The organism is Pseudodesulfovibrio profundus (assembly GCF_900217235.1).
In the GTDB taxonomy this organism is placed as follows: Bacteria; Desulfobacterota; Desulfovibrionia; order Desulfovibrionales; family Desulfovibrionaceae; genus Pseudodesulfovibrio; species Pseudodesulfovibrio profundus.
This window is the reverse complement of the sequence record NZ_LT907975.1, coordinates 1,097,501-1,112,908: the sequence shown is the minus strand read 5'-3', so window position 1 is coordinate 1,112,908 and position 15,408 is coordinate 1,097,501. Positions and strand designations below refer to the sequence as shown.

Genomic DNA, 15,408 nt, shown 5'->3' with positions numbered 1-15,408 from the left:
CCCTTTTTTTTGAGCAGTTCGGAAAACGAGGTTACACGTTCTTGTCGAGGTATGCCTTTATAGCTGGGGCAGCGGGCTTGCCGTCAACCGTGGTGACATCCTTCGTCCATGCTTCGTACATTTCCGGGTTCTCTTTCAGCCACTTGAGACCGGCTTTGCCGAGGCTCAGGGACTTGTCCTTATGAACGGAGGTCATGATCTGGTTCATCATGGAAACCGGGAAGGTCATGTTCTTGAAGAGCTTGGCAACATTGGGGTTGTCCTTTTCCAGATCCTTGCGGACATTGGTCCAGACAGTGGCTGTACCGTTGTTGCCGCCAAAGGTCTGATCGGTGCTGCCGGTCAGGTAGGTCATGTCGATGCGTTCGTTCATGCTGTGCGGTGCCCAGCCGAGGAAGACGATCCACTTGTCGTTCTTGGCATATGCCTGGACCTGAGAAAGCATGGCAACTTCACTGGACTGAACCAGCTCGAACTTGCCGAGACCGAACATGTCTTTGTCGATCATGTTCTGAATGATCATGTTACCGTCGTTACCGGGTTCGATACCATAGATCTTCCAATCCAATTGTTCGCCGAATTTGGCGATGTCACTGAAGTCCTTGAGGCCCGCTTCAGCGCAGAAAGTCGGAACAGCCAGGGTGTATTTGGCACCGGGCATGTTGGCAACGTACTTGATGACCTTGCCACTTTCGAAGAATTTGTTGGCGACGCTGGCCATGGAGGGCATCCAGTTGCCGAAGAAGACATCGGCATCGCCGGTGGAAAGAGCGGAGTACGTGATGGGAACGGAGAAAACCTTGTTTTCGGCCTTGTAGCCCAGGCTTTCGAGTACGGAGACTGCCACTTCGGATTTGATGGTGACACCGGTCCAGGAAACACTGGCGACGGTGATTTTGTCAGCGGCGGTGGCTGTGATGGCAGAGGTGCAAAGGGTTGCGATCAAGAAGAAGACGAATGCGATTCGTCTAAGGCCAGAAGACATTAAACCTCCTCGGTTGAAATTACTTGGACAGGGCGCCAGAGAAGACGCCCTGTCCATGCGCACGACATGCGCGCAGCGATACGTATCTTACACGCCGAACCAGTTTATGGGTTCTGTCGCGTGATTGCGATATATGTGCTTGACCTCGGTGTATTCTTCGAGGCCGATCTTGCCCAGTTCACGCCCAAGGCCGGACTGCTTGTAGCCGCCCCAGGGTGCCTGAACAAAGTATACGTTGAAGTCGTTGATCCATACGGTGCCGAATCTAAGGGCCTTTGAGACACGCTCCATGCGGTCGGCATCCGATGTCCAGAATCCGGCAGACAGGCCGTAGATGGTGTCGTTGGCCCGTTTGACAGCTTCCTCTTCGGTGGTGAAGCGTTCGACGGTGATGACCGGTCCGAATACTTCCTCCTGTACGATGCGCATGTCATTTTCGCAGTCGGTAAAGAGGGTCGGAAGATAGAAATAGCCGTCTGCCAGCTTCGGATCGTCAGGGCGTTTGCCGCCGAGGATCAGATTGGCGCCTTCTTTCCGGGCTATATCTATATACTCTTCCACCTTCGACAGGTGCTCAGCAGAGATGAGCGGACCCATCTGGGTTGCTTCATCGAACCCGCTGCCGACGACGATCTTTTCCATGCGTTGGCGCAGGGCTTCCACAAACTTGTCGTAGATGCCGTCCTGAACCATGACGCGTGCTCCGGCAGAGCAAATCTGTCCGGCGTGGAAGAAGACGCCGTTCAGGGCGTAATCCACGGCAAGGTCGAAATCAGCATCGTCAAAGATGATGTTGGGATTCTTCCCGCCAAGCTCAAGGGCCACCTTTTTCACGTTGCCAGTGGCAGCGCGCATGATGGTCTTGCCTGTGGCGATACCTCCGGTGAAGGAGATCAGATCCACATCGTGGCTTTCGGCCATCTCTGCTCCGACCTCGACGCCGGGGCCGAGAACCGTATTGATCACGCCCGCCGGGAACCCGGCTTCATCGGCCAGTTCCGTGACCTTGAGTGTGGTCAGCGGCGTGATTTCACTGGGTTTCATGACGATGGTGCAACCGGCCGCAAGGGCTGGTGCCATTTTCCATGAAGCCTGCAACAGCGGGTAGTTCCAGGGCGAAATCTGCCCGCAGACACCCACCGGCTCACGAACCACGTTACTGGTTGTATTCGGATTGGGGGAGGCAATTACCTCGCCTCCATCCTTATCAGCCAATCCTGCAAAGTATCGGAAGATACCTGCGATATCGTCCATGTCCCAACGGCTTTCCTCAACGGTCTTGCCGGTATCAAGGCTTTCCAGTTCAGCAAGTTCTTCGCGATCGCGTTCGATGAGGTCCGCAAGACGGAAGAGGAGTCGTGCTCGTTCCGAGGCTGGCGTTTGAGGCCAGCCGTCATGGTCGAAGGCGCGTCTGGCCGCTGCAATAGCGGACTTGGCTTCCTCTCGGCCACCTTCAACCACTGTTGTAATGACAGAGGCATCGAAGGGGTTGAGAACTTCACGTTTCTTGCCGGTAGAGCCGTTAACCCATTGACCGTCGATGTAATGTTGCCCTTTGGTCATGTTGTTTCTCGCTCGTTATTTTTCGTGCTTGTAATAGGGGACATCTTCCGGGGCGAGGGGGGTGTTGCCCAGGATGGCGTCCGCTGCTTTTTCCGCAATCATCATGACCGGTGCGTAAATGTTACCGTTGGTCACGTATGGCATGACAGAGGCATCAACTACGCGGAGTCCTTCCACGCCGTGGACGCGGAGATCGGCGTCGGTGACGGCCATGTCATGGGTGCCCATGGCACAGGTGCAGCTCGGGTGGTACGCTGACTCACCTTCGCGAGCGACGAAATCGAGAATCTCTTCGTCGGTCTGTGCATGGCTGCCCGGTGCCAGTTCCTTTCCGCGGAACTCGTCGAATGCGGGCTGGGTCATGATCTCGCGGGTCTTGCGGATGGCTTCGACCCATTCCCTGCGCTCCTGCTCTGTGGAGAGGTAGTTGAACAGGATGCTCGGATGCTCATTGGCATCGGAGGACTTGATCTTGACGTGACCGCGAACATCGGTGTTCATGGGGCCGACGTGAACCTGGTATCCATGTCCCTCGTTCGGTGCGGAGCCGTCGTAGCGGATTGCGATGGGCAGGAAATGGTACTGGATGTTGGGATATTTCACCTGATCGTTGCCGCGGATGAATCCACCGGCTTCGAAGTGGTTGGTCGCTGCTTCGCCCTTTCCGGCAAAGAGCCATTTCAGGCCGATCCACGGCTGATTGTACCACTTGAGTGAAGGGAACATGGAGACGGGCTTCTTGCAGGCGTACTGAACGTAGAGTTCGAGGTGATCCTGCAGGTTCTCGCCGACGCCCGGGAGGTCCTGGACCACGTCGATACCAAGGGAGGACAGTTCTGCGCCGTTACCGACACCGGAGAGCTGGAGCAACTGCGGGGAGTTGATTGCGCCACCGCAGGAAATGATCTCACCGCCGTATGCCTTGAAAGAGCGTTTGCCTCGGGTGTACTCGACACCGACTGCGCGCTTGCCTTCAAAGAGGATGCGGGAAGCTTTTGCCAGGCACTTGACTGTCAGGTTCGGGCGATTCTTGACCGGGTGGACGTAGGCGCGTGCTGCGTTCCAGCGGCGTCCTCGATGGGTATTACGGTCAAACTTGCTGAAACCTTCCTGCTGGTAACCGTTGACATTTTTGGTGAGCGGGTATCCAGCCTGCTGAACCGCGTTGAAGAATGCATTGAACAGCGGGTTGTCGCATTCCGGTTCAGTCAGATAGAGGGGGCCGACAGCACCGTGGTATTCATCGGCACCGGCTGTGCGGCACTCAAAGCGTTTGAAGTAGGGCAGGCAGTGGGAGTAGGACCAGTTGTCGAGTCCGTCCTCTTTGGCCCACTTGTCGTAGTCCATGGCGTTACCACGGATGTAGATCATGCCGTTGATGCAGCTGGAACCACCCAGAACCTTTCCTCGCGGCTGGTAGATGCGGCGGTTGTTCATGTACGGTTCCGGATCGGACTCGTACCACCAGTTATATGTTTTACCGGCCAGCGGATAGGTCAGTGCCGCAGGCATATGAATGCGGAAGTCGAATTTGAAATCCGGCAGGCCAGCCTCAAGCACAAGCACCTTGTTCTTCGGGTTGGCGCTCAGACGGTTGGCCAGGACGGAACCAGCGGATCCGCCACCGACGATTATGTAATCGTAATGTTTCATTTCGGCTATCTCTCTTGATGCTATTGGTTTTCTTCTTGAAGGAACTGAGCGTCCGGTGTGTTTGTCCGTCCACTTCTTTCGTCAATACACTGCCGTAACAGGACATAGTGGTGTCCGATGAATCCGAGCGCCCGCATCAATTCGCCACGGGCAATGGCTTGTGCGGTGTCACTCCAGTTTGTTGCGGCTTTTTCGCGGTAGACCGTATCCTCATACAGGGCGTAGTCATGGGAGCTGAAACCCATCTGGATGGCATGCATCACCCATTCGAAAAGGGGATTTCGAGCCATGCGCGCCAGCATGATGTTCAATCGTCGGTCGAGCTCGCTGGTGACGATGAGATCAGGCTGATCTTCCATGAGGAGGTGTTCAAGACGTAGCGCTTCCTTGAGGAGGGCTTTTTTCTCGTCTTCAGTCGCATGGGCAATGGCAAGTTGGGTAATGGTGCGATCCATTGTTTCGCGAAATTCTATCAGCTTTTCAGGTTCCACCGGGTGCTGCTTGAGGAATAGTGCCAATGATTCGGAAACATTCCCGACATCAAGTTGGCGAACATATGCGCCGCCCTTGGCGCCTTTCTTTACTTCCAACAGCCCTTTTTGCTTCAATATCTTGATGGCTTCACGAACAACACCACGCCCGGTGCCGAACTGGGATTGCATATCCCGTTCGCTTGGGAGTCGTTCGCCGGGAGACATTCTTCCATCCACGATGGCGGCTTCGATTTGCAAAGCCACTTCTTCACTGGCACGCCCTGCCTGGACAGGGATAAACAGCGGGTTTGTAGAGTTTGAAGCAGTCAATGGTAGTACCTATAGTGCTCTTTTTGGGGTTGAATACGGTTTGTTCAGCTTTTTACGCCCGTTTGGTAGGACCATTAAATACTGTTTTGCTTTGTTCGTCAAGTGGGTCTAACACACTGAATAAATGTGATTTTTTTGATGCGACGTAAAATTACCATAAAAATGGACCATGAGAGTGGAGATGAGTTGGAGTGAAACGAGAATGTGGCTGTGTATTTGTAATTATTTGTAATCTATTAGTTTATTGTAGTTTTTTGATGTGTAAGGGAATGCAAGGGCTGTGTTGGGTGGTTGTATTTGGTTGCCAACGAAAAAGAGACTCTTCTTGCTTTGCTGCACCCGCCTCGGGGGTGACGTAGGGAAGGGAGTTCCTATCAACTGTTTCAATTGATGACCGGTTGAAGCGAAAAATCAAAAGTAGGACCAATAAAGAGCAGTCTTGTTTTGAACGCGTGTCTTAGGGGTGGGGTGGAATGTGTTATTCAGGCATTCTCATTTTGAACGCATCGAATGGATCAGTTTCTTGCCATGGTTTTAATCTGTTCTGGCTGGGATTAACAAGAAACCCCGCCCTTCGTTGCCGAGGGGCGGGGTTGCCAGGGTGGCGTTATCTCCTGTTCATCAGATCATTGTGTTGACGATACTGCCCTTGGCATAAGCGCCCAGGACACTCGTTTGGAAGTCATAGCTTTGGGCCATCCCGGTAGAGTCACCGGACGAGGCCCCTTGGTTCATGTAGTCCAATGTCTTGGATACGAGCGATGCTTCTGCAGACGCCTTGTCTACGGGAGCCAGGCTCGATCCGCCGCCTGAATCATTCATGATGTCAAGGGTCTCGGAAACCACGGCAGCACCAAACGTTTCTCGATCGAATGGGGCCGGGCTTCCAAACCCTCCGATTGCCATGGTCATAGTCTACCCTCCCTGCCGATGGTCGGAAATAACGCCTTCCCACCCAAAGGATGGGATGAAGACAGGAAAAGACTAAAACAATCCATTATCTGCTTGTTCGGCATTTATCGGCATATCTTTAGGGTCCTGCATGAAAAATAATTGGTGTGTTCGCACCGCAGTGCGACCTGGAGTTCAATACAGGGTGCTGAATGCCAAATAAGATGGTATGATGAGGCATGATAGTATGGGGTGTGATAATCGAAATAGAACTGCTTTTGGTAGCGTCCCTGATTGGGTTTGCCATTGGAGTCATGGTCTACTGGCTACAGCATCGCACGTTGACTGTACCCAAGGTCATAGCCTTCGCAGTTTTTGTGACGTTATCGTTGTATTATATACTCAATGTTGTCTGGGGGAGTGGGCGAACCGGATGGCCTTAAGGAGGAGCGGTGGAAATACTGGGTTATGTTCTCAGCATTTTGGCAGGAGTGACTGCGGCTGTGGTTTATTTCAAGAAAGCAGGGAAGGATAACTGTGCTCCTTGACTTGTATTGTATGTAGCCCTAGGTGTGGGGCTTGCCGTGTTCTTTGTGTATCGAATGATCCTGCTATAAAAGAAAGCCATGCGTCGATGTGACGCATGGCTTTTATGATTTAGGAATAACAATCTGATTTAATTGTTATGTTTTACCTGATCCCACAACTCGTTCATTTGTTCCAGGTTCATGGAGTCCAAGTCCGTGCCTTGCTTTCGAGCCAGTGATTCCATCGCGGCAAAACGTCGAAGAAATTTCTGATTAGTGTAATCAAGGGCGCTGTTTGCCTTGATTCCATGTCGCCTGCCCAGTTCCACAAGAGTGAAGAGATAGTCGCCAAACTCCTTTTCCGATGCCTCGCTGTCGCCTTGCTGGAGTGCATCCTGCCATTCATTCCACTCTTCGGTTAGCTGCTCTTGAACACCTTCTGTCGAATCCCATGTAAAGCCGTTTCGGGCAGCCTTGGAGTTGATTCGGTAGGCCTTGAGAAGGGGAGGGAGTCCTTTGGGAAGCGAGTCGAAGACCCCTTTTTTTCCTGTTTCCTTGTTCTCGACTTTTTTTGTGGCTTCCCAGTTGTCCAGAAGCGCCTGCTGATTGTCGAACTGCTTGTCAGAAAAAACATGTGGGTGTCGGCGAATCATTTTGGCGGCGCTTGATTTGAGGGCATCTCCCAAAGAGAACTTGCCGTCTTTTTCAAACAAAACGCCCATGAACAGGAGGATAAACAACACATCTCCCAATTCTTCCTGGGCTTCCTGTGTGTCCTTTGCTCGGATAGCCTCGATCAGTTCAAAGGATTCCTCGGCAAGATAATCGCACATGCTTTCCGGTGTCTGTTCCTTGTCCCACGGGCAACCATCGGGGCCAAGCAGTGCTTCAATAACTTCCAGCAACTCCTCCATGGCAGAGGAGTGGGCGTCAAATGGTTTATCGCTCATGACGTCCTACCTTATTTAAACGGGATTAATTGTAATGAAAGGGATTACTGACCGGAGTCATTCAGGCCCATGGCGTCTTTGGCCGAATCAAAAGCCTCTTCGGCAGACGGGAACTGGAACCCTCGGGATTCAAGGGTTTTTTTCATGGATTCCGGGGCGTAGTTTGCCAACAGTTTCACCATGTGTTGAGCACGGGGGGCGATTTTCGACTCTGTCAGCCACGCGGAATCGGCAGCAAATGACTGCATGAAGATGATAAGGATCAGCCCCACAAGCACACCCTCGGCAGCACCGAAAAGACATCCGGCCACGCGATCCATCCAGCCGAGAAGGGCTATATCAAGAAATGTTTTTATCAGTTTGGCCAAAAGCCAGAAGACGATGAGGGTTCCGAAGAATATGATGACATACGCGAGAGCGTTGATTGTCACGGAATTCTCGAAGTAGATTTCCAGATGTGGTGTGAGCAGATGCTGGTATTCCGAGGCCAGGAATATGGCGAGAACAATGGCTATCAGGGACATGACTTCCTGAATCAGGCCTCGGTAAATGCCCCGAATGGCAAAAACAGCGACAATGCAAATGAGAATTATATCTAAAAAATTCATGACGGAACCTTATTGATTGTATGAAACATGTGTTCTGACGAAGGAACTAGCAGACCATGGCATAAATGTGAACAGGACAATCTTTTTTTTACATTCTTTATTGTTCGGCAAGGGTTGTACAGGTTGAGGAACTCGGATAACTGTAGCCAAGCTGTTGCAATCAATCTTCAGGAGGCGCAATGCTGGTTCATGATACGGGGTTTCCCGGTTTGCTTGTCTTGGAGCCGAGGGTGTTTCAGGACGAACGAGGATTTTTTTTGGAAAGCTACAACCGAGAATCGTTCAAACGTCTGGGTATTGACTGCGAGTTCGTGCAGGATAACCATGCGTATTCGCGAGAAATCGGTGTGCTGCGCGGCTTTCATTTTCAGGCGCCGCCAATGGCTCAGGCAAAGTTGGTCTGGGTTACTCGTGGGGCAGTCCTTGATGTTGCCGTGGACTTGCGAAAGGGCTCTCCCACCTATGGCAAGTGGCGTCATGTCATATTGAGTGCCGCAAATTTCAAGCGAATGTTCATTCCCCGCGGGTTCGGGCATGCCTATGTGACCATTATGCCGGACACTGAGTTCCAATATAAGGTCGATGCGCCGTATTCTCCGGAACATGAAGGCGGCGTGGCGTGGGATGATCCTGATATAGCCATGGACTGGGCTGCTGCGCTCAAAGGGAATACGCCTATCATGTCTGAAAAAGACAAGCGCCTCGTGAAGTTGGCTGATTTTGATTCACCCTTTGTATACGAGGGGTGATGATGTCTGATCTACAAAATTCTCCAGCAGTATTCGCCGAAGAGTGCCACGCTATTATCCTTGCCGGTGGTTCCGGGACACGCTTGTGGCCTCTGAGCCGGAATCTCCTTCCCAAGCAGTTGCTGGTCCTTGGAGGCGATCGCACGTTGTTGCAGCAAACTGTTGCGCGTGTTTTGGAGGCTTTTACTTCGGATAAAATCTGGATCGTGACCAATGAAGAGCATGCTTTCGAGGTTCGCAAGCAGGTGTCTCAGATCGACCATGAACTGGAAAGCCGTGTCGTGGCGGAGCCTGTGAGCCGAAACACACTGCCAGCCATCATGCTCGGGCTGGACAAAGTGGTTGGGCCGAATACTCAGGCTCTGGCTGCGGTTTTTCCTTCTGATCATCTTATTAGTAATAGCCTGGAGTGGAAACAGGCCTTGGAAGAGGCTTCAGCTCTCGCCGCCAAACGTCGATTCGTCACATTTGGTGTTGAACCGGATCACCCTGAGACCGGATACGGATATATTGCGCTGGGTGAGTCTCTTGGCGATAACGCATTCGCAGTGGACGGTTTCGTCGAAAAACCCGATCTCAATACGGCCAAGTCCTTTGTCAGAGATGGGAACCATCTGTGGAACAGCGGTATGTTTTTGTTCAGGGTTAAGGACTTTCTGAAACAGGTAGCCCGCTGTCAGCCTCGGTTGTGGGATTGGTGGTTGGCTCGCGAGAGAAAGCCGTTGATTGAGAGTTACGGGCAGTTGTCGGATATTTCCGTGGATTATGGTGTTGTCGAAAAGATAGACAATATTGTCGCGGTCAAGGCCGGATTCCAGTGGGATGATTTGGGAAGCTGGGAAGCCATGTATCGGCTGGGCGAGAAGGATGAGGACGGCAATGTCATTCAGGGTGATGTGCTCGCCATGGATTGTAAAAACTCGCTGCTTATCAGTGAGGGCGGCAAGCTTGCTGCGGTTGGCGTTGAAGATATGATCATGGTCCAGACGCGTGATGCCACCTTGAGTTGCCCCATGCCCCATGTGCAAAGGGTTCGTGATGTAGTCCAGGCGTTGAAGTCGCAGGGTAGCCAGTTGGTCGAAAGTCATCCGACCGTCGTTCGGCCATGGGGCAGTTATTCTGTTTTGGAAGAAGGCCCTCACTACAAGATAAAGCGTATTCAGGTGAACTCAGGGGCCAGACTCAGTTCACAAATGCATCACCATCGAAGCGAGCATTGGGTTGTTGTCGATGGCACCGCTGAGGTTGAAGTCAATAATGAGCCGCGGATTCTTGTGGAAAATCAGTCCATTGATATCCCCAAGGCGGCCCAGCACCGACTGGCCAATCCGGGCAAGGTTCCTCTTAATATAATTGAAATACAAAGCGGCCCATATCTGGAAGAAGATGACATTGTCAGATTTGAAGATGTGTACGGTCGAGTTAAGAAATAAAGTATATTTAGGTTAACATCTCGTATGATAAGGAAATTCTTTGCAATATGGCATTGAGGGAGATCGTGAAATTTTTCATATTCTCTTGACACGAAATCATTCTGTGCCGTATGGGAACGTAGTTCAATTGGTGTGATTTTCACATAAACTTTAGAGTGATGGGGCGAGGTTATGGAGGAAAGAAAAGCATCGAAACGGTGTGGAGGGGCGATCCCCTTTATCATCGGCTTCCTAGCCACCTGCGTTTTGGGTTGGGCTGTGATCCCCGGTATGTTCTACGAAGACGTTGAACAGCCGATTTGGTTCAGTCACGCTATTCACGTGGAAGGCGAAGGAATGGATTGCGAAAGCTGTCATTATTTCCGGGATGACGGTTCGTACACCGGTTTCCCTACAAATGAAGTCTGCGCTGAATGTCACGCGGTAGATCCTGAAGAAGCAATGGAGTCCATTGTTGAAGAAGGTATCGATCCGAATGACTACGAGGCTATCATGCAGGCCGAGCTGGGTGCCATTGAAGACAACCTGCTTTCGGCTGACGAAGATGCGCTTCAGGCTGAGCGTGAATACGTGGTCAAGTATCTGATTCAGGGCAAAGAAGTCCCTTGGCTTACTTACCAGTACCAGCCTGACAACGTCTACTTCTCCCACAAGGCCCACGAGAATCTGGATATCGCAGAACTGGCCGAAATGAAGAAGGAACTTTCCGACGTTGTTGATGTGTCCATCTTTGATGAGCCTGCGGAACAGAACTGTAACCTGTGTCACTTGAAGGACATTGGGGTTAATGATCAACCTCCGGCTGTTGAGCGCAACATCCTGTCCGGCTACAGCAAGATGACAATGAAGATGTGGAAGTGTGAGCGCTGTCATGCCCTTAAGGGTCAGTCTAACGCATGTTTCACTTGCCATAAGTAAAGGGGTACTGAAATGAGCGTAGCACGCAGAGCTTTTATTCAGATGAGTGTGGGCGCCACCGTCGGTATCCTTTTTACGCCGACGGTTTGGACCGCCCTTGATGATGTGTCCATCTGGACGCAGAACTGGCCTTGGATTCCCACCCTTAAATATGGTGAGATCAACAACAAGCCAACTGTGTCCAAACTGTGCGAATCCGGCTGTGCCGTTAAGGTTCGGACAGTAGCAAACGAAGCCTTTGGTACCGAAGGTAATACCGATCACCCGCTTTCCGGCGGCGGTATCTGCCCCTTGTGTGCCAATGGTGTTCAGGTCATGAACAATCCCAATCGAATCAACGCTCCTATGCTGAATGGCGAGGAGATTTCGTGGGATAAGGCCAAAGAAATCGTTGCTGAGAAACTGGAAGCTGCCGGCAGCAAAGTCGCAGTCATTTCCGGTGATCAGACTGGCACTACCAATGAAGTGTTTTCCGCATTGCTGGCCGCACAGGGCAGCGATGCTTTTTACACTATGCCTTGCGACATGCAGGCTGCCGACAAGGCCTGGACTGGCCTGATGGGTGGCTCCGGTCAGGTTGGATACGACCTGGAAAACGCCGATGTCGTTCTGTTGGCAGGCGCCGACGCCCTGGAATCCTGGGGGCCGACCGTTGCCAACCTGAAGGCCTTTGCTGCAAATGAGAACGGTAAATTCATTTTTGCCGGTCCCATGCAGACCAAGACCGCTTCCGTAACCAGCAAGTGGGTACCGGTCCCGGCTGAGGGTATGGCTGCATTTACCTTGGGTATTTGCTACTATGTACTCCAGGCTGGCAAAACCGTGGATACAGCAGACTTCGGTCAGTTCAAATCCATGGTCATGAACGGCTTCTCTCCTGCCAAGGTTGAGGCTGCAACCGGCGTAACCGCCGACCAGATGGCTGGAATCGCCAAGCAGTTGCTGGCCGCTTCCAATCCTGTGGTCGTTCCGGGTGGCTCCGTTGCTGCCAACGCAGCTGCTTTTGCACTGAACCTGCTGCTGGATGGCGGCATGAAAGTCCTTCCCGAGTTCGGGAATGTAATTGAAACAGCCATGTCTCGTAGCGACATGCTCAAGCAGGACATCCTGCAGGGTGTTAACGCCGATGTGCTGTTCATTTACGAAGCTAATCCGACATACGCACTGCCCGAGCAAGTCAAAGCCGGCTTCACCATCGCGTTTGACTCCCTTAACACGGAGACTACTGCAGTGGCCGACCTTGTGTTGCCCACGCCGCATTCTTACGAGCGCTTCGACGACCTGGCTAGCCCGTACGGTTTGGCTGCTGCGACATATTCCATGGGTGCTCCGGTTTCCAAGCCGACCCGCAATGTCATGAACGCTGCTGATTTCGTCCTCGGTCTTGTTGATCTCGGATTTGAATCGTACGAAGAAGTTCTTGCTGCCAAAGCTGAAGCAATCGGTGCTGATATGGATGAGTTGGTCGAAGGTGGAGCATTCGTAATGGACGGTGGCCAAGCCATCGCTACTTCGCTTGCCGCTTCGGTTCTGGGTAAGGCTGCTGTTCCTGTCAAGGGAACCGGCGCTGTTGGCCTAGCCCCGTACACCTTGCTGAACGTTGGTACTGCCAACTTGGCAACCACTCCCAATGCTCCTTGCACTATCAGCAATAATCAGCTCGTTGGCGACTACATGGTCGTTATGATGGATTCTGCCACAGCCAAGCAGCTTGGTGTTGATGTGGGTTCCAAGGTCAAACTCTCCGGTGGAAACGGTGAGTGTGAAGCTTTGGTCCAGATATTCGAAGGCGTACTCCCTGGCGTTGTCGCTGCTCCTCTCGGAATGGGGCACACGGTGGGTGACGAGTTCTCGAAAGGCAAGGGCGATAATGTCTACAAGATCCTCACGGTGAGCTCTGAAGCAGCCATTGGCGCTTCTACTTGGGCCGGTTCCACTGTGAACGTCGCCAAAATCTAGGGGGAACCGACATGCAAATGAAAGAATTCAAAATCAAATGGGGCATGGTCATTGATATTGACAAATGCACCGGCTGCGGAGCCTGTATGGTTGGCTGCCAGGTGGAGAACAATATCGCACCCATGACCAAAAAGGACCCCTATAACTACGTCCAAGCCTTGACCAAGGATCGCGACGATGCGTCCAACAAGCTCAAGACCTTAACTTGGATGAATGTGTACGAACTGTCTAATGGCAAGACATTCCCGGAGCACGAGACAGCATATCTGCCTCGTCCTTGCATGCAGTGTGGAACTCCCGCATGTGTGCCTGTATGTCCGGTTGTCGCCACTGACAAAAACGAAGAAGGCGGCATTGTCTCTCAGATCTACCCCCGTTGTATCGGTTGTAGATATTGTATGGCTGCCTGTCCTTACCATGCACGTTACTTCAACTGGTGGGATCCGCTTTGGCCTGAAGGAATGGATAAGGGCTTGTCCCCGAATGCTTCCGTTCGTCCTCGTGGCGTTGTTGAGAAGTGTAGCTTCTGCCACTCCCGCTACCTGGATGCCAAAGACAAGGCTCGTCAGAATGGTGAAGATCCCATGGATCTCCCTGAGGATGCATACATCCCGGCTTGTGCCGAGATTTGTCCGACAAAGGCTATCACCTTTGGCGATTTGAATAATCCGGAACACACCGTGCACCAGCTGGCAAAAGGCCCTCACGCGTTCCGTTTGGTTGAAAAGCTCGGCCTTGATCCGCAGGTTTACTACACCAGTGAACGCGAGTGGGTCCGCTTACAGGGTGATAACTACAACGCCGATGGCGGCGGTCACTAAGGGAGGCTGAAAATGGATAGCAAACTCTTCCCGGAAGGGGTGCAGCGCTGCGGCTTCGGTCAGTACGCTCTTTGGATGGCCGTTATTACCGGTGTCTTCCTTTGGGGGCTCTACGCCGCAATTCTGGTTCTGTACAATGGAATCGGTACCACCGGTCTCGATAACTACTTCGGGTTCGGTGCCTGGATTACTTTTGACCTTGCTGTTATTGCTTTGGGTGCTGGTGCATTCTTCACCGGACTCCTCAAGTACATCCTCAAGATCAAACAACTTGAAAAAATCATTAACCTGACGGTTGTTGTTGGGTTTATCTGCTACTCTGGTGCCATGCTGGTTCTGACCCTCGATATTGGTCAACCTGGCCGTGCTTGGTTCGGCTACTGGCACCCGAACGTTCACTCCATGTTGACAGAAGTTATCTTCTGTATCACCTGCTACTGCACCGTTCTGATCATTGAGTTCATTCCTCTGGTCCTCGAGCAGAAGCAGTTGAACAAGATTCCTTTCATTCATGCTCTTGCTCACAATATGCATGTTAACATGGCTCTGTTCGCTGGTATTGGTGCTTTCTTGTCTACCTTCCACCAGGGGTCCCTGGGTGGTATGTACGGTGTCCTCATCGGGCGTCCGTTCGCATTCCGCGAAGGATTCTTCATCTGGCCGTGGACATTCTTCCTGTTTGTCTTATCGGCTGTTGGCTCAGGTCCCGTTTTCACGGTTCTTGTAGCCACCTTCATGGAGAAGCTCACTGGCAAAAAGCTTGTAGACTATAAGACCAAAGCTTTGATGGCTAAAATTGCTGGTACCATGCTGTGCGTTTACATGTTCTTCAAGATTCTCGACACTTGGGCCTGGGCTTATGGCTACCTGCCTTCCGTCGGTCTTACATTTGAAGAAATGTTCTACGGCGTAGCATATGGACAGTGGTTGTTGTGGACTGAAATCATCCTGTGTGGTGTCGTCCCTGCAATTATGCTGATTACTCCAGCTATTCGGAATCGTCCGGCTCTTATGTACACTGCAGCTATTTTGGACTGCATCGGTGTTTCACTCAACCGTTACATCTTTACCGTCCAGACTATTGCTTTCCCGTCCATGCCGTTTGATGATTGGGTAGTGTATTACCCGAACTGGGTTGAGTATGCTTCTTCGATCATGATTGTAGCTTACGGCTTCCTCGTACTGAGTCTGGTATACCGTTACCTGCCTCTGTTCCCGCAGGAACGTCAGTTGAACTACCAGTCTGGCGAATAGTATAATCTACTATTGAATTGAGAAGGGTCTGCTCATGATGAGCAGGCCCTTTTTTTTATGTAGACTGCTACAAATGCCATTGCGCTCTTTACTACTGTATAAGATGCTTACTAATAGAATCTATGCATCAGTCTTGTTTGATCACTCCCTTACCAATTGTTGACCCATTACATATACTATAAAAAAATGAAGTGGGGTGTAAATTCATGATATTTTCACTGTTGGAATTTGAGCGTTTTCATACAGAACAGGTCTTTTTGCTAGAGGGACTAGTTGTTGCCATCCACAAAAATT

Annotated in this window: 13 protein-coding genes; 6 read left to right on the top strand and 7 right to left on the bottom strand. The window is 51.6% G+C overall.

Features of this window, described 5'->3' with window-relative positions; translation table 11 throughout:
- Nucleotides 1-31 precede the first annotated feature (31 nt).
- The 7 genes from DPRO_RS05405 to DPRO_RS05370 all read right to left on the bottom strand — a co-directional run bounded on the left by DPRO_RS05405 (nucleotide 32) and on the right by DPRO_RS05370 (nucleotide 7,980).
- Nucleotides 32-985 carry an ABC transporter substrate-binding protein gene (locus DPRO_RS05405; protein ID WP_097011137.1) on the bottom strand — a complete coding sequence of 318 codons (954 nt, stop codon included), beginning with the start codon at nucleotides 983-985 and terminating at the stop codon, nucleotides 32-34.
- Between the two features lie 87 nt (nucleotides 986-1,072).
- Nucleotides 1,073-2,548 (bottom strand): betaine-aldehyde dehydrogenase, encoded by a 1,476-nt coding sequence (betB, locus tag DPRO_RS05400; RefSeq protein WP_097011136.1) that lies wholly within the window; start codon nucleotides 2,546-2,548, stop codon nucleotides 1,073-1,075.
- 15 nt (nucleotides 2,549-2,563) lie between these two features.
- On the bottom strand, nucleotides 2,564-4,201 hold the full coding sequence (gene betA, locus DPRO_RS05395) for a choline dehydrogenase (protein WP_097011135.1): 1,638 nt from the start codon (nucleotides 4,199-4,201) through the stop codon (nucleotides 2,564-2,566).
- A 20-nt stretch (nucleotides 4,202-4,221) separates the two neighbouring features.
- Nucleotides 4,222-5,004: a FadR/GntR family transcriptional regulator gene (locus DPRO_RS05390; protein WP_097011134.1), complete on the bottom strand. Its 783-nt coding sequence runs from the start codon at nucleotides 5,002-5,004 to the stop codon at nucleotides 4,222-4,224.
- A 621-nt stretch (nucleotides 5,005-5,625) separates the two neighbouring features.
- Complete coding sequence (locus DPRO_RS05385; protein WP_097011133.1) at nucleotides 5,626-5,916, bottom strand: hypothetical protein; 291 nt, start codon at nucleotides 5,914-5,916, stop codon at nucleotides 5,626-5,628.
- A gap of 655 nt (nucleotides 5,917-6,571) precedes the next feature.
- Entirely contained in the window at nucleotides 6,572-7,372 is an 801-nt protein-coding gene (mazG, locus tag DPRO_RS05375; protein ID WP_097011131.1) for a nucleoside triphosphate pyrophosphohydrolase, read from the bottom strand.
- A gap of 44 nt (nucleotides 7,373-7,416) precedes the next feature.
- Nucleotides 7,417-7,980 carry a CvpA family protein gene (locus tag DPRO_RS05370; RefSeq protein WP_097011130.1) on the bottom strand — a complete coding sequence of 188 codons (564 nt, stop codon included), beginning with the start codon at nucleotides 7,978-7,980 and terminating at the stop codon, nucleotides 7,417-7,419.
- 179 nt (nucleotides 7,981-8,159) lie between these two features.
- On the opposite strand from DPRO_RS05370, the gene rfbC reads away from it, so the two are divergent.
- From rfbC to qrcD, 6 genes are all read left to right on the top strand, one after another.
- Nucleotides 8,160-8,729, top strand: coding sequence for a dTDP-4-dehydrorhamnose 3,5-epimerase (gene rfbC / locus DPRO_RS05365; RefSeq protein WP_097011129.1), 570 nt, complete (start codon nucleotides 8,160-8,162; stop codon nucleotides 8,727-8,729).
- Complete coding sequence (locus DPRO_RS05360; RefSeq protein WP_407681396.1) at nucleotides 8,729-10,162, top strand: mannose-1-phosphate guanylyltransferase/mannose-6-phosphate isomerase; 1,434 nt, start codon at nucleotides 8,729-8,731, stop codon at nucleotides 10,160-10,162. Before rfbC ends, DPRO_RS05360 begins: the two co-directional genes overlap by 1 nt.
- Before the next feature lie 171 nt (nucleotides 10,163-10,333).
- Nucleotides 10,334-11,080 (top strand): cytochrome c3 family protein, encoded by a 747-nt coding sequence (locus tag DPRO_RS05355; protein ID WP_097011127.1) that lies wholly within the window; start codon nucleotides 10,334-10,336, stop codon nucleotides 11,078-11,080.
- A 12-nt stretch (nucleotides 11,081-11,092) separates the two neighbouring features.
- Nucleotides 11,093-13,039, top strand: coding sequence for a menaquinone reductase molybdopterin-binding-like subunit QrcB (qrcB, locus tag DPRO_RS05350; protein WP_097011126.1), 1,947 nt, complete (start codon nucleotides 11,093-11,095; stop codon nucleotides 13,037-13,039).
- Between the two features lie 11 nt (nucleotides 13,040-13,050).
- Nucleotides 13,051-13,860: a menaquinone reductase iron-sulfur cluster-binding subunit QrcC gene (gene qrcC, locus DPRO_RS05345; protein ID WP_097011125.1), complete on the top strand. Its 810-nt coding sequence runs from the start codon at nucleotides 13,051-13,053 to the stop codon at nucleotides 13,858-13,860.
- A 12-nt stretch (nucleotides 13,861-13,872) separates the two neighbouring features.
- On the top strand, nucleotides 13,873-15,114 hold the full coding sequence (gene qrcD, locus DPRO_RS05340) for a menaquinone reductase integral membrane subunit QrcD (RefSeq protein WP_097011124.1): 1,242 nt from the start codon (nucleotides 13,873-13,875) through the stop codon (nucleotides 15,112-15,114).
- Nucleotides 15,115-15,408 lie beyond the last annotated feature (294 nt).